We start from the raw sequence: 15,209 nt of genomic DNA, 5'->3' as shown, positions 1-15,209 counted from the left end.
AATCTCAGCATCCAGTTACAGTATGGCTAGTGACCAAGTTAGTTTTCCCAAACTATTAAATTCAGCCCACTGATCGAGCGTCACTTGATCTAAATTCATGGTTGTAACGTGGCTGTTGCGGCAACACCGCTACAGTTGATAAAGTGCGGCATTGTTGCCGGGGATTGCTGGGCAACCAATTCGATCGTCCCATCGGCATGATATTGCCAGTTGGTCGCTTCAACCAGCAGGGTTGGTGGTGTAGGAGGCTGGGCAACCGGACGATCGGCATGACGATAGGTAGACAAATCCCGCATGTCATTCCAGCTGCGATCGCTCGTTACCTGTTGGGTCGGATTCTGGGGAACACCACCTCGCCCCGTTGCCACAAACCGGCTGTTCTGCCCATCGGAACACCCGGTAGCAATAGATTGGGACGGATCGGTCAGGTTGGTTGGGAGTTGCACTAACCCAGAACTGGGGTCAACATCGATCGTATTGATCAGCACCGAGCCACTCAGACCAAATTGGGAACTGGCAGTAATATCGCTGTTTGGGGTGAGGCGAGGCTGATACTTGAGCCCAAAGATACCCTGAGTCGTGATCTGAATGTTGCCTCCACTGCCCAGGATGGCATTCGCCGCAATATCACTGTTTTCCTTCAGGGAAGCGATGATAAATCCGGCTTGAATATCAATATTGCCCCCCGTCGAGGCTCCCCGGGCATTGGTGGTAATGTTGCTACCATGCCGGAGTAACAGCAACTCACTGGCTTGCAGCCGAATATTTCCTTGACTTCCGCCATTCACCTCGGCTCGTAAGCTGGCATGGTTGTCGAGGAAAATATTGCGAGCCGTAATATTCAGGTTGCCCGCATCCCCGCTACCCGCATTACTAACAGTCAATTCGGCACCATTCCGAACTCGTAATGTGTCTGTTGTAACATTGACTGATCCGGCAGCAAAACTACTATTCGAGGATGCCGAAATACTACTGTGCAGTTGGCGACCATTCGGCAGGTTATGACTACCCTCAACCTCAATTTGATTCACCTGCACATTCACGTTCCCCGCCGACCCCTGTCCTAAACTGGATGAGGTAATTTGTCCGCCATTGAACACCCGTAGCCGATCGCCACGCAAGGTAATGTTACCTCCCTCACCGATCGCGCCTTCAGCAACAGAAACGGTGATGCCACTGACTGTGTTACTAATGCTGTCGATCTGGGGATCACTCACCGAGGTTTCGGTGGCTCGAATGTTGATGTTGCCTGCTGCCCCATACCCCGCCAGGGCACTAGAGATCGCCCCGCCATTGGAGATGGTCAGATTGCCCGTGTCGATCGTAATGTTACCGCTCTGCCCTTGCGTACCGGGTTGAATGGACGTAATCACAGCCGCCGTTAACCCAGACGGGATAACCCCTTCGATCTCCAGGCGCTCGGTTGCCCGGATGGCAATATCGCCCGCTTTGCCACTGGTAAAAATCACTCCAGGAATAGAGACCCCGAGACTCCCGACTAAATCAGTGCTAATCCGTCCGCCTTGTAGTAACCTGACGCGATCGGCATCGATCGTGATTTTGCCACTTTCATTGTTGTAACCTCCCGAGACTAGGGTGGTAATGGCACTGGGAGACTGGATCCCGGTAAAGGCACTCGTAAACGGACTATAGCCAATCACCTCGACATCGGCGGCTCGAACCGTGATATCACCACTTTTAGAATTATTAATTGGAAACAGCTCAAAGGTTACAGGGTCAAACCCAAAACTGATCAGCGATTGTAACCAGGCGGCATTGGTGATCCGGAGTCGCCCGGTTTCGATCGCAATATCACCCGCTGTCGCATTGCTGCCTGTGACACTGGTATAAATCCCAGGTGTTGGGTAGTTGTCTGGATCAGATACACCTAATAAATCAACAAATTCAGTCGTTTTAACGTTAATACCCTGACCTCGACCAAAGGCAGCTGTAGCCGAAGTAATGCCAGAACCATCCTGAAGGGTCAGTCCCCGTCCCCGAATATTGATTGCTCCTCCAGCCGCTCCACTGGTATCAAGATAGGAGGATTGGCGGAGGGTAATCGTGCCCCAGTCAGCCGTCGCCGTTGGACTGGTCAACTGCCAACCAGCTTGAGAATCAAGGCTAACTTCAGCATTGCGGACTGCCCATAAATCCAAGCGCCCGTCTGGTACAAATAGGCTAGTGCTATTAAAGTTTAGTTCACTGCCAATCAACGCCACGCTTTTGGCTAAAAAGAATTGAGGGGGTCGCAAGAAAAAGTTAGGGGCAGGCGTACCTTGCATTTGAATCGCCCCCGCATTAGCTCCCAATTGCAAGCCGATCGGGGCACTAATAGTTAAAAGTGGGGTGGAGGTGGTATCGGTAGTGTTGAATCGAGTGCCATCGGCAAAGATCACATTATTCGCGGTGCTGGCAACAAAGTTACCGCCCACAAACACCGAGGCATTAGGTCCAAAAATAATCCCGGCAGGATTAATCAAAAATAAATTGGCTTGACCATTGGCTCCAATAAAGCCATCGATATTAGAAACACTACCACCTGTGACTCGACTGATAATGTTTTGTACATCAGGAGCATTATTGAAAACAGCGGAGCCACCTATAGGCACAGAAAATTGGCGAAAACTATGGAATAAATTATTGCCGGAGCGGCTACCATTGGTAATAAAAAAATTGTTATTAAATTGAGAAACCGTTGTCGAAAGCGTCCCATCAGAGCTAACTTCCGCTATAGCCGCCGTTTGTCCAATCAGCCCAGAACATAGGGCAACAAGAATACCACCTATAATCGGCTGACGAAATTGCCACCACCCAAGACTCGATCGCATTGACTAAACTCCAAGGATGCAAGTAAAACCGTGAATCGGTGACTGATGGATCTATTCGGTACCTGAATTCACTCAATTCAACACTATTAGGTTTGGTACAAAAGTAAACCAAGATAGCCAGGGGATAGCCGTCAACCGATCACCCTTTCCCGATCGTTGTTCAGCGTATTTGTAGTATTAAGCACTATTCTAGAGATGAAATGTGAAAAAATTGTGACCAGACTAAAAAAGTCAATCGCCACTGCTGATTCAGCCCTTGGCTAGTCGTCAACGGCGTAAGTTCAGTAAGTATTCCAGTGGACAGTGCTGGGTGCTGAGTGCTGGTTAAGCCACAGATTCGCCACTCCCTACTCCCTACTCCCCATCTTCACTATGGTCTACGCATTTAAAGACTGCTGTAATGTACTAGCGATCGGAATTGGCTGATTATTCCGCAATGATCACGTCAGCGTCCTGCCGTTGTTCTCTCCGACGTTTTGCCGCCTCCCGCTGTTGTGCTCTTTGGCGTTTTTCTACCTCTCGCTGTTGCTCAATGGCTTGTTTCTCCAATTCTTTCACCGATTGGGGTTCAGCCGCATCCGGTGGGGCAGGCGGTGACTCAGGCGCGGGGGGAGACGGTTCCGGTGGCAGGGGCTCAGGATTGAGGGTCGGGGCTGGCTCCGTGGGAGCGGGTGTCTCGTTGCTGGCTGGGTTGCTGGCTGGTGGAACAACCTCCTGACCGTCCGGATCTGGGGTGGCAGTTGGGGATGGGGATGGGGATTCGGTACTGTCTGGCGATCGCTCGGCTGGGGCAGAGGGAGACGGTTCCGGTGATGGGCTGACCCGGACAGGAGCCGGATTGGGAGAGAAGGTCGGCACTGGGCTAGTTACCGATGTGTCTGGGGATGGTTCTGTGGGTACCGTAGTAGGTTGAGTGGTGGGTGGGGTGGAGCGCGAGAGAATGGCCGCGATCGCCACAAACACAGCTATGCCAGCCAGCCCGATCGCCAGTAAGGGTCGCCAGTTAAAAGGGCTAGAGTCAGCGACTGCTCCTGGCTCTCTGACCGGATCGGCTGGGCGAGAGGAGCGATACCCTGGACTGACGGCGATCGTCGCAACCTGGCTGGTAGCTTTGCCCAGGGATGGTTGAGCCGCAGAGGCATCCGGCAACAGACGCAGCCAATCATCTACACTCGCCGGACGATCGCGGGGTTCCACTGCCATGCCGTATAAGACTGCCTGGTTAACCGCCGCCGTCAACTCAGGACGTAAATCGCGGGGACTGGGTAAGGGTTGGCGATCGCGGAGGATGGATGCGATCGGGACTTGCGCCGTCAGTAAGGTGTAGAGCGTTGAGGCTAAACCATAAACATCTGTCGCCGGAGAACGGCGTTCCTGGGGCAGGTATTGCTCGATCGGTGCATAACCGGGAGAAACCAGGCTGGTGTGGGTTTGGGTTAAACCGGGAGAAAATTCGCGGGCGATGCCAAAATCAATCAGCACGACCTGATTAGTTCCCTGTCGTAAAATAATATTCTGGGGTTTAACGTCTCGATGTAATAAATTATTGCGATGGACAACTTTCAGGGCTTCAGCAATCTGCCGGATGTAATGCAGGGCAGTCGCTTCAGGGATAGGAGGGTCGGAAGCGGCGATCGTATCCAGGGTTTGCCCCGGCACATATTCCATCACAATGAAGGGGAGATGATCTTCAATAAAAAAGTCAATCACCCGCACAATGTTGGGATGGGTACAGAGTGCCAGTCGTTTAGCTTCCGCCTGAAACTGTTGCTGTGACTGAGCAAAGTTGGGATCTTGACGGAGCGATTCATCCAAGGTTTTGACCACCACCGTTTGTCCTAGCGACAACAAGGTCGCTTTATAGGTGATGCCAAATCCGCCTCGTCCCAATTCGCGATCGAGGACGTAGCGCTGATTCTGAAAGTATCGACCAACCAGGGTTCCCATAAGATGTTAGAGGCAGACGACGAGCTGAATCACGGTTCACCTTATATCCACGGCATCATGACTATGACGTAAAATGCCCCATTCTAGATCCAATGGTTTCAGGTGAAACCTAGCTATTCTAACTAAGCATGATAATCTCTGCCTGCCCACGATCGCGGCTCAAGGGTCATTCAATGGTAGCCAGCCGCTTGCAACGCAAATAGCTCGGCATACAGTCCATCAGCTTGCAGGAGTTGCTCATGGCTGCCCTGCTCAACGATCTCCCCATGCACCAGCACCATAATCTGATCCGCCATCCGTACCGTTGAAAACCGATGGGAAATCAAAATTGCCATTTGGTTTTGAGTCATGCGGCGAAAGTGATGAAAAATTTGGGCTTCAGCCGCCGCATCCATCGCTGAGGTCGGTTCATCCAGCACCAGAATATCTGCCTGGGTTCGCATAAAGGCGCGGGCAAGGGCAATCTTCTGCCACTGACCACCAGAGAGTTCTCGTCCCCCTTTAAACCAGCGACCTAACCGGGTGTAATAGGTTTCCGGTAGCGTGGCAATAAAATCATGGGCGGTGCCTTTTTCTGCCGCGATCGCCCAACGGTGATCATCCAAGATCGCTTCAACGTCGCCTGCCCCAATGTTTTCGCCGATTGTAAACTGGTAGCGCACGAAGTTCTGAAAAATCACGCCAATCCGGCGATGCAAGACCTGAAGATCCCAATCTTGCAAATCTACTCCATCTAACAAGATGCGTCCTGAGTCGGGAGCATAGAGCCGCGTTAACAGTTTAATTAACGTGGTTTTACCAGAACCATTTTCACCGACGATCGCCAGTTTTTCTCCCGGTTTCAGATGGAACGAGACGTGCTGTAAGGCAGGACGATCGTTGCCGGGATAGCGAAACGTCACCTGTTCAAACCGTAGACCATCACCAGGATGAATCCCTTGTCTGACTGCACCTCTGGATAAAGGAATTTCCTGGTCGAGAAAATCATACAGGTTAGATAAATAAAGGCTATCCTCATACATGCCCCCAATTCCACTCAGGATATTCGAGAAACTGGATTGTCCCTGACGAAATACCGTGAGATACATGGTCAAGTCACCGAGGGAAATCCGCCGAACGATCGCCTCTAAAATAATCCAGATATAAACGCTGTAGAAGGCGGCGGTACTGATTAACCCCAGCCCATAGCTCCAGATGCCACGCCGAATGGTTAAATTGCGGTCTTCCCGATAGAGGCGATCGAAAATTGCCTGATACCGTCTGAGCAACATTGCCCCCAACTGATACAGTTTCACTTCCATAGCGGCAGTATCGTTGGACATCAGCCATTCCAAATAATTCTGTTCCCGTGATTCGGGAGTACGCCACTGAAATAAGCGAAACGCTTCCCCGGTAAACCGGGTTTCCGCCACAAATGCGGGAATGGCGGTCAGCATCAAAATTACGACGGCTAAAAACGAAAATTTCAGCAATAACCCGGCATAGGCGACGAGAGACACCGTATCCTGTACCAGCCCGAAGGTGCGAGATACCAGGCTGAGTGGACGACTGGAGGCTTCTCGCCGCGCTCGGGTCATCTTGTCATAAAATTCTGGGTCTTCAAAATGCTGCATTTCCAGGGTCAAGGCTTTTTCCAGAATCAGCAAATTGACCTTTTGCCCTAACAACATCCGCAGCAACGATTGACAGAGGGTAAACCCCTGCCGACATCCCGCCAGCAGTGCCACCAGTACCGCTTCGATGCCCAGATACGTCAGCGCGATCGTCGGACTGCCAGGCTCCCCCGATTGCGCCGCGACCACGACCGCATCGACGATCAGCTTACCAACATAGGCGATCGCGGCAGGTAGCACACCCGCTATCAGGGTGAAGGAGGCAAGGGCGATCGTGAGCAGCCGATTGGTTGTCCAAACTAAATGAATGGCATGTCCGCAATAGCGGTAAAGTGATAAGGATTGCCGTATTGTTTGCCAGCGTTGCCGCAGATTAAACCACTTCCGATGCTTCATAGCTCTACCATAGCGATCAGCGTCGGTAAACCGCTACAGGGCAAGGTTAATTTCAATCTGGCAAGCGACCCATCCGCCAGCGATCGAGCACCACTAAACCGATTAACTCCGCACTTTCAGCACTTGATCTAATAGCTCTCTGGCGGGTTGAGCTTTAGCTAAGGCGGTTTGGTGATCTGTGTAAGCCCTAACTAACTTAAACAACCCTCCTACTCCGGTTTTGAGTTGTTCCAGTTCTTCGCCCGTGATCACTTCACCATCCAACATCCGCAGCAATAGGGGTTTAATGTCTCCGACTTCCTGCCGCACCTTTTGCAATTTTTCTACGGTACTCAGTAAAGTCTTTAACGCGTTTAAACTATCATCAATATCCTGGCTATCCGCTACAGGCTCCGATGTGTCTGCTACGTCTGCGATCGCGGCGGTTTCCTCTAACTCCGCTACGGTCGAAACCTCTTCCAAGGGCTGTTCTGCCACTGGTTCCGTTTTGCTCCCATTCCCTCGTGCCATGACCATATCCTCTAGCAAGCTATCCCAGTGTATCGTATCAACTCTAATCTGATTGATCAGAAACGATCGTCCCGATACCTGAGTTCAGCAGAGAGTAGGAAAGGTCACCCGATTTTCAAGACGTTAATATCCTGCCTTATTGCAGAGGATGGATGCAAAACTTCTATTGCCAGTGTCTGGCTGAAGCGGATTGGTGCTACCCACGCATGGCTCATGCCGCCATCCGGTTGGGATAGACCGAGTGCTTGAAATGATGATGTTCTGGTGCCATTCCAAAGAGACTGCTAATGAATGATGCCCCCTCACGACTAGGAATCAGATCATTGATAGCTTCTATACTCGATTGCAGTACACGACTGGCAACAGGACGAGATAGAGCGGCTTGGAATAGGTCTGCAAATACCTGATGGACTCTCGTAGTGGGATGGAACGGGTCAGAAAACGCGAAGCCATTGGGATTGAGGTTTGGATCAGATAGATGGCTGAATAGAGGGTCGATCGTATGCTCAAATCCAAACTTCCCATCAGCGATGGCTTCACTGAGTGAGAAGGTGTCTATCTGGATAATATCCACTTCTGGATTCACTTGCTTAAGTTTCCTCTCTAGAACCGTTAAAGTCGGTTGCAACAGTAAATCAAACCCAATGCTAAACAGTGTTGCCTCAGAAACAACATTGGCTCCGGCAGCATTATAACCAGCCGCAAAGGGAGTTAACCCTAGATTAGGCAGATTGGGAACGACGATAGTTTCTGCGCCGGTTCCGACTAGAGTTGTGACGGCCTTAGCAACATTCGCCACTCCAGCCACTATTGCATTGACAACTGAGGATAGTGAGGGAGTCGGAAACAGGGTGAGAAAATCTGTAGCGCCACCCCATACTACATAAAGTGCGTCTGGATCGGCCGGTTGATTGGCGGTGTTGAGATCTGCCACATAACCCGCAATTTGATCCAGCACTCCTGGTAGTTGTAACTCTTCAGGCAACGTAATGCCCAGATCGGCGGCCGTCGCTGGAACCACATTCGCATGTCCCGAGGTGGAGCCAATCACAGCTAAATTCTTCACTTGATCTTGTAAACCCACACGGGGAGCAAAATATTCGACCCAGAGGTTCCCTGGAACTTCTGGTTGCGTCAGATCTCCATTCGTCATTCGCCCAGCCTTGCCAATGGAGCCAGTTTGAGCGAAGGGTAGTGGTGGAAAAATAATGTCAAAGTTAGCGGCGACGCTGGACAAATTGCCAATATCGGACAGGCTATCCCCAAACACAATCAACTGACTAAAGGAACGATCGGTTAAAGTGTTGCCTGGATCGATCGTTGGACCTTTACCCAAGAGGAAGGAAGCTGACTTGAGCAATGACCACTGATCAACTGGGAAATGAGAAGCGTGATGGCAACCAAAGGCTGATGACTGTTGCCATTGAAACGAGAACGAATCATGTCGGGAAGATGGGACAAGCGTAGAGAGAGGGGAACTCATTCCCCTAGAAAAGTGCCTCACAGGTAATACCTCACGACGACAGAACTGATTGAGCGCGAGCACCCGGATCAGGACAGGACAAAGGTGAGATTTCGATGCAAATGTATCGAGCTAAGAGTACAACTAACTTGCCTCAGAATCATGTTCTGAGCAACGTCATCAAAAACCCTACTGTTCCAAGGGGTTTATTTTTCCTTCTTTGAACATATTTTGACATTTTAAAATAGCTATCTAATCAATCTGCAACGGAACTTAATGGCTTTTGCATACTGACATCCTGCCTGATTGGGACAATTAGCTCAATCAAAACTGCCAGGATAATCCCAGTTGCACACCTTGAGTCCGGAGATCTAAGCCATTCTCCCCGTCAAAGCGACCTTGTTTGACAAACTCAATTCGGTTGAACCGATACGCAAGGCGGAGGGCAAAACTACTCGAAAACTTCCAGTCCACTCCGGCATACAGATTATAGTATTGCTTGAGATTGCCGCCTCCCAGATTGGAGATGTCGCCTCTAAAGAAGAGGGCAAACTGATCACTCAGCATTAATCTGGCAGTTCCACCCAACATGGGGTTAACTTCACTACCACTGAATTCAAAGTCGGGTCCGCGAGCCAATTCCACACTTTGGAAAACGGACAGGTAGCGAAAACCTGCCAGGGCTTCCAAGGAAATGGCTGGATAGTAGTTGCTGGGGTTGGCAGGATCGGTAATGGTTCTGAGAGGGAGAGTTAAGAATCGATAACTGGCTCCCAGAGAGAAGGAAGATAGCGTATTTCTTGTATCGATCTGGAACCCCGGAATGGAGATGTCAAATCGATCTCTGAGGGTAAAGGTTCTGCCATCGCTACTGCCGCGAAACCCGGAATTGACATACAATCCTTCTGCAACGATGCCAAAGTTGCCGTTCCAGGCTTGAAACCGCCCCGATATGCCAAAGATATTGGTGATTCTGGCTGTGATATCAGAGAGTCTAGCATCTACATCTAAATTAATTCCCGCATCACCTAAAATGACCCCTGGACGATTGGGAAACAGCAGCCTTCTGCCTTTGCCAAAGAAAATATCACCTTTCACATCGAGGGGAAGAAACAGATAAGGCTCAAAATCAAAGCGCCAACCCGGTGGTGGCATCAGGGGATTGTTAACTGGTTTGACCTCTGATGAACTGTCAGCCGGGATCGTGGTTTCTGTTTGGGCAAGGGGTGCTTGAGCGCTGGTTTGAGGTGCATTTGCTCCGGACAAATCACTCGCTGTTTTGCTGATGGGTTGGGTTGTTGAAGTATCTTCAATCACAGGGATGGAAGAAGGGTCTGCTTCAATGCTCAGAAGTGGTTGAGTCAAAAGTGGTTGACTTGGAGGATTGAGATTTACGATCGCACCAGGAACTTCAGTCACCACAGGCAAGGCATCATCTGCTAGGGATGTAGGCGAGTTGAGTGGAACAGCTAGGGTTGATTCTGCTGGAGCTTCTGGGGTTGAGTTTTTGAAATCTGGTTCTGCGGCTTTGACCGTTGTGCTACACAGCACCATTACCAAGTTCAACAGGAATGTACTCAAGAGACTGAGTTGCAATATGTTGGGTTGCGATAACTGATGACGGCGCGATCGCAAACATTTTTGTACAACTTGAATCTTCATCTTAAAATCAACCTCACACTCATATAGTTTCAAACATTCTCGTTATTGTTCAATTGGTGTCACTTCAGGCTGCTTTCGATATTGAGTGATGAGAATGTAGACACTAACCAACAAAATCCAGAGGGGAAAGCCCAAGAACACCCAACCCACGCGATCGATTTGCCTGATTCTAAAAATCATGATGGCTGCCAGGAGATACCCCAAAAGCGACATCCACCGGGGAATGACTCGGGTGCGAATAAATAGACTACTGGTAGAAATCATGAAGACCCCCGCCATTTTAGTGGCATAGGTATACATCAGGTTGCGTGAAAGCGTCCAGGCGAGGTCGTAAATGCTTGATGCAATGATCAGGTTAGGCTGGTTGCCAGCCAAAATAATGATTGTCCCTGTTAATGCCGTAGCAATAAATAAAATCGCCAGGAAGAGCAACCCACTGCCAAAAAAGACAGTGGCAAAGAACTGGTCTTCTTGATCTCCTAGATGATCCCGCACCACCCCCATAAACCAGAGAAAGGCAATCCCGGCGAAGGGAACCAAACTGGATACCAAAAGTAGATTGTTTTGATTGGTAGCCAGCCACCCCATGCTTTCTCTGGGATGCTCAGGCAAAGAAATCAGCAGTAGCACGATCGAGGTGAAGATCAAAACGGCAAAGATAATCCCCGCGATCGCAGCCGCTTTTGGCGCTCTCAAACGAGCATAAATTTTCAATCGTTCTTGCGCCATAAACACTTCCCAGATCGTTGGAAACATCAACGGACAACTATAACTGCTGCTTTCCTTCCTTCTAATACGAGTTTATTCAATGCGTAATAGCCTAATTCGGTATCAAGATCATGTTTTGATCAATTGCCTGGACATTGACAAAACTTCAATAGAGTGAGTTCAAGCAAGATGCGATTTTGCATAACATCTTAAGGCGGCGCAGTTATCTCGATGCTTAAAAAAGCAATTTTTGAATATTCCGGCATCAAAAACCTCGGATGCGCATCCTCGATCGCCCTCCTCGCATAGCATGAATCGATCGATACCTCTACCTGCCATTTAGGCTTTCGGTTGATTGTGCGTTCATGAGCAAAAATTAGGAGAACGCACCCTGTTTAATTCGCATTTTCTATATTTTCTAAAGTTTCTACCAGTACCTTATCGCCTAGGTTAATTCGGATTAGCCCAAGTCGAGGATTTTCTAAATCAAGAATGACATACGTGATGGCAGATATGGTTACACAAAATGTGACCATATAGAGTAATGGTCTTCTTTGATTGGCGGACATAGTTTGACCAACCAAAAAAGCTGAAGCCAGGGCAAGCGTAAATAATAGAATGTAAACAATCATTGGGGGATGGGTGCGGGTTGCTTGCAGCCGTTCATTAGCAACATCAATCATGTCATTGGTGGAGCTTAGAACCAGGGTAATGACTCCAGGGTTTTTATCTACCAGAACAGCCGCATTGGCAATCTCCCAAATTTGACCTTGTAAGTTTAGACTTTGGCGGAAGTAAGAATGAGATAGCTGCCGATCTCTATAATACTCAAATACATTGATGCGAGATTGAACATACTCTCGGTAAAGTGGACGCAACTTATCTTGAGTATCCTTTGGTAGTAAGTCAAGCCTGAGGTAGGCAGTGCCAATGGCGTTTGCCTCTTGTAAAACCAGCTTGACTCGATGCTCATAGCGGGATAATGTTCCCGTAAAAGTGAATGCTAAAATTAAACCTAAAATACCAAAAACAGAACTCTCAACGGCACCCGATCCCTCAGTTTTACTGTTGGGATACTTTTTTAGTCTGCGCTTACCGAGCCTATAGCCAGTTTCAATGCTTCCAGCCATACCCAAACAGAGTAATGTTGTCGATAAGAGTGCTACAGCGATAAATTCCATAATTGTTCAAATGAAGTGTTGATGATTGTACATTTGAGGAAAGTAACAATTACAAACGGCTAGAAAATAGCCACTGATTACAGTTAATGTCAATGAAAAAACTCTGAGCAAGCAATGAACTAATCTTGATTGAACGCGATAGCACAAAGGCTTTCCAATCATCCTCTCAGCGATCGCTCTCTTTGCTTCAAGGTGTCTGATGGTAATTCGCCAAACATGGTTTTGTAGTCGCGACTGAAGTGACCTAGACTCTGGAAGCTAAAGCGGTTGGCAATTTCTGCGATCGCGGTTGTCTCGGGATCGGCCCGTTGCAGTTGAGTTCTGACTGCCTGCAACCGGAGGGTTTTCAGATAGGCCATTGGACTCGTCCCAAACACTTCCTGAAACCCGTAGTTCAGCGGTCGTTCACTGATGTGCAACGCTTTACAGAGTGACATCAAGGTGATCGGGGCTTCCAGATGCGATCGCATATACTCCTCAGCTTGCTTGACCAGATCAAATCGCCGGGGCGATCGCAACAATAAATCCAACGGGGGAACAGCAGTGGGAATGGACTCGATCAGTAAGGGAATGAAATCTTCCAGAACCGGGAGCGAGTGAGCCACACTGAAATACTCAGGATGATGGCGTGCTATATCATATAAATTTTTTAGATAACCTTGCACACCATCAATCATGTCTGGAATTGTGACAAAGTTAGTTTTGAAAAAGTGAGCATTCAAATCCCAGCGTTGCATCAGTTCGACCCAGAGGTGAAACACCTCCTCTGGAATTTGGGCGACACAGATGAGGCTATTGGCAGGCACGATCAGATTCACTTCCCGTGTAGGATCAAATCCAAATAGAGTGGTTTGGGGGATGGCGAGTTCGTGGGCAAAAAAGTCCTGCTGACCCGGTTGCAAAATAAAGCTAAATTCAAGACAGCCCTTGCCTTTGGCTCCAATCACATGTAATGGCGACGATATTTGAGTAAAGGAAAAGCTAATCTGTTTACTCTCAACCAACAGCAAATCACACTGCAAGGCTTTTAAGCTCAGTTGCCGGATCGTCGTCTGCCGTCGAGCATTCAAAGCCTGACTCAGTGCCTCGGAGTTGCGAAAACGGTACTGGAGGACGGAACTACCAGACATGATACGGCTCCTATTACGAGGTGTTTACAGAATTCCGTTTAAAGGGTTAAGAACAAAGCGCTGATACTCAAGCCAGAAGAGCGATTTTTGAATATTCTACGACAAAAACAGTATTAGATAATGCTAAATATTCTCAGCTTTTATTGGCTAATTCATTAATTCCTTCCAACTCCACTGGAGACAAGCAGTTATGACAATGGGCAAGAAACCAAATATTTTGGTTCTTTGGGGTGATGATATTGGTTGGTGGAATATCAGCTATAACAGCCGGGGGCAGATGGGCTACCGCACTCCCAACATCGATCGCGTCGCCAATGAAGGAGTTGCTTTTACTGACTACTACGGGCAACAAAGCTGTACGGCTGGTCGTGCCGCCTTTATTACCGGACAGAATCCCATCCGGACAGGCTTAACTAAGGTAGGGATGCCAGGAGCCGATCTCGGTTTACGCAAGGAAGATCCGACGATCGCGGAATTGCTCAAACCTCTGGGCTATGCAACCGGACAGTTTGGCAAGAATCACCTGGGCGACAGGGACGAATTTCTACCCACCATGCATGGCTTTGATGAGTTCTTTGGCAATCTTTACCACCTCAATGCCGAGGAAGAACCGGAAGACCCGGATTACCCTAAAGATCCTGCCTTCAAACAACGGTTTGGGCCGCGTGGAGTGATTCACAGTTGGGCAGATGGCAAGAGCGGACAGAAGGTAGAAGATACGGGGCCGCTGACCAAGAAACGCATGGAAACCATTGATGAAGAGGTGACTGAACACGCCCTCCGCTTCATTGACCAGTGCCATCGGGACGATCAGCCGTTCTTTATGTGGTACAACACTACCGCCATGCACTTTCGGACTCACTGCCCTGACAAACACAAAGGTAAGAGCGGTCAGGGTGATTACAACGATGTCATGGTGGCGCATGATGAACTGATTGGCAAAATGCTCGACAAGCTAGATGAATTGGGCATGGCGGAAGACACGATCGTCATGTACTCCACTGATAATGGGGTTCACTACAACACCTGGCCCGATGCCGGGATTACCCCCTTCCGCAGTGAAAAGAACACCAACTGGGAAGGGGGTTGGCGAGTTCCAGCGTTTGTCCGTTGGCCGGCGAAGTTTCCCGCCGGGACAGTAATCAACGGCATTGTTTCCCACCAGGATTGGCTACCGACCCTCTTAGCTGCCGCCGGGGAACCGAATATCAAAGAAAAGCTACTGAACGGATACACGATCGGCGATCGCACGTACAAAGTCCACATTGACGGCTTTAACCTGCTGCCCTATTTCACAGGTGAAGTCAAGGAAAGCCCCCGCAACGCCATTTTTTACTTCAGTGACGATGGTGAACTGATCGCGATCCGACATGGGGATTGGAAGCTGGTCTTGATGGAGCAGCGGGCAAAGCAACTGCAATGTTGGTTTGAGCCATTTGTGCCATTGCGGGCACCCAAGATGTTCCATCTACGCCGCGATCCGTTTGAACGGGCAGATGAGAATTCCAATACCTATTGGGACTGGCTGATTTCCCATGCCTATCTGATGTACGGTATGCAGGGACTGGTGGCGCAACAAATTGAGGCGTTTTTGCAGTTTCCTCCCCGCCAGAAGCCAGCCTCCTTCAACCTGGATGCAGTGATGCGTCAGTTAGAGGATGCCGCCAGTAGCCGCAACCACTGATTAAGGCAATAGGGAGTAGGAGTAGACAGTAGGAATCTCAACTCTAGACATTAATCACCCTTACCCCTGTCTCTTATACACATCT

The 15,209-nt window shown here is 49.3% G+C and carries 10 protein-coding genes; 1 reads left to right on the top strand and 9 read right to left on the bottom strand.

What is annotated here, in order from left to right; genetic code table 11:
- Positions 1 to 95: 95 nt before the first annotated feature.
- The 9 genes from ACN4EK_RS24560 to ACN4EK_RS24520 form a co-directional block, all read right to left on the bottom strand.
- Positions 96 to 2,831, bottom strand: coding sequence for a two-partner secretion domain-containing protein (locus tag ACN4EK_RS24560; protein ID WP_431660914.1), 2,736 nt, complete (start codon positions 2,829 to 2,831; stop codon positions 96 to 98).
- A 426-nt stretch (positions 2,832 to 3,257) separates the two neighbouring features.
- Positions 3,258 to 4,778 carry a serine/threonine protein kinase gene (locus tag ACN4EK_RS24555; RefSeq protein ID WP_431660913.1) on the bottom strand — a complete coding sequence of 507 codons (1,521 nt, stop codon included), beginning with the start codon at positions 4,776 to 4,778 and terminating at the stop codon, positions 3,258 to 3,260.
- Positions 4,779 to 4,948: 170 nt separating this feature from the next.
- Positions 4,949 to 6,787: an ABC transporter ATP-binding protein gene (locus ACN4EK_RS24550; protein ID WP_431660912.1), complete on the bottom strand. Its 1,839-nt coding sequence runs from the start codon at positions 6,785 to 6,787 to the stop codon at positions 4,949 to 4,951.
- Between the two features lie 102 nt (positions 6,788 to 6,889).
- Positions 6,890 to 7,297, bottom strand: coding sequence for a hypothetical protein (locus ACN4EK_RS24545; protein WP_431660911.1), 408 nt, complete (start codon positions 7,295 to 7,297; stop codon positions 6,890 to 6,892).
- Between the two features lie 211 nt (positions 7,298 to 7,508).
- Positions 7,509 to 8,780, bottom strand: a complete 1,272-nt coding sequence (locus ACN4EK_RS24540; RefSeq protein WP_431660910.1) for an SGNH/GDSL hydrolase family protein — start codon at positions 8,778 to 8,780, stop codon at positions 7,509 to 7,511.
- Between the two features lie 303 nt (positions 8,781 to 9,083).
- On the bottom strand, positions 9,084 to 10,421 hold the full coding sequence (locus ACN4EK_RS24535) for an outer membrane protein (RefSeq protein WP_431660909.1): 1,338 nt from the start codon (positions 10,419 to 10,421) through the stop codon (positions 9,084 to 9,086).
- A gap of 42 nt (positions 10,422 to 10,463) precedes the next feature.
- Entirely contained in the window at positions 10,464 to 11,150 is a 687-nt protein-coding gene (locus ACN4EK_RS24530) for a hypothetical protein (protein ID WP_431660908.1), read from the bottom strand.
- Positions 11,151 to 11,524: 374 nt separating this feature from the next.
- A complete protein-coding gene (locus ACN4EK_RS24525) occupies positions 11,525 to 12,310 on the bottom strand; it encodes a bestrophin-like domain (protein WP_431660907.1) in 786 nt (261 codons plus the stop codon).
- A 158-nt stretch (positions 12,311 to 12,468) separates the two neighbouring features.
- Positions 12,469 to 13,440, bottom strand: coding sequence for an AraC family transcriptional regulator (locus ACN4EK_RS24520; RefSeq protein WP_431660906.1), 972 nt, complete (start codon positions 13,438 to 13,440; stop codon positions 12,469 to 12,471).
- A gap of 196 nt (positions 13,441 to 13,636) precedes the next feature.
- Here ACN4EK_RS24520 and ACN4EK_RS24515 point away from each other — a divergent pair, with 196 nt between their 5' ends.
- Positions 13,637 to 15,124: an arylsulfatase gene (locus tag ACN4EK_RS24515; protein WP_431660905.1), complete on the top strand. Its 1,488-nt coding sequence runs from the start codon at positions 13,637 to 13,639 to the stop codon at positions 15,122 to 15,124.
- Positions 15,125 to 15,209: the final 85 nt, after the last annotated feature.

It is taken from the genome of Pantanalinema rosaneae CENA516, assembly GCF_050753385.1.
Taxonomy (GTDB): Bacteria; Cyanobacteriota; Cyanobacteriia; order Leptolyngbyales; family Leptolyngbyaceae; genus Pantanalinema; species Pantanalinema rosaneae.
Note: the sequence above shows the minus strand (reverse complement) of the source record. Positions and strands in the feature narration are given on the sequence as shown.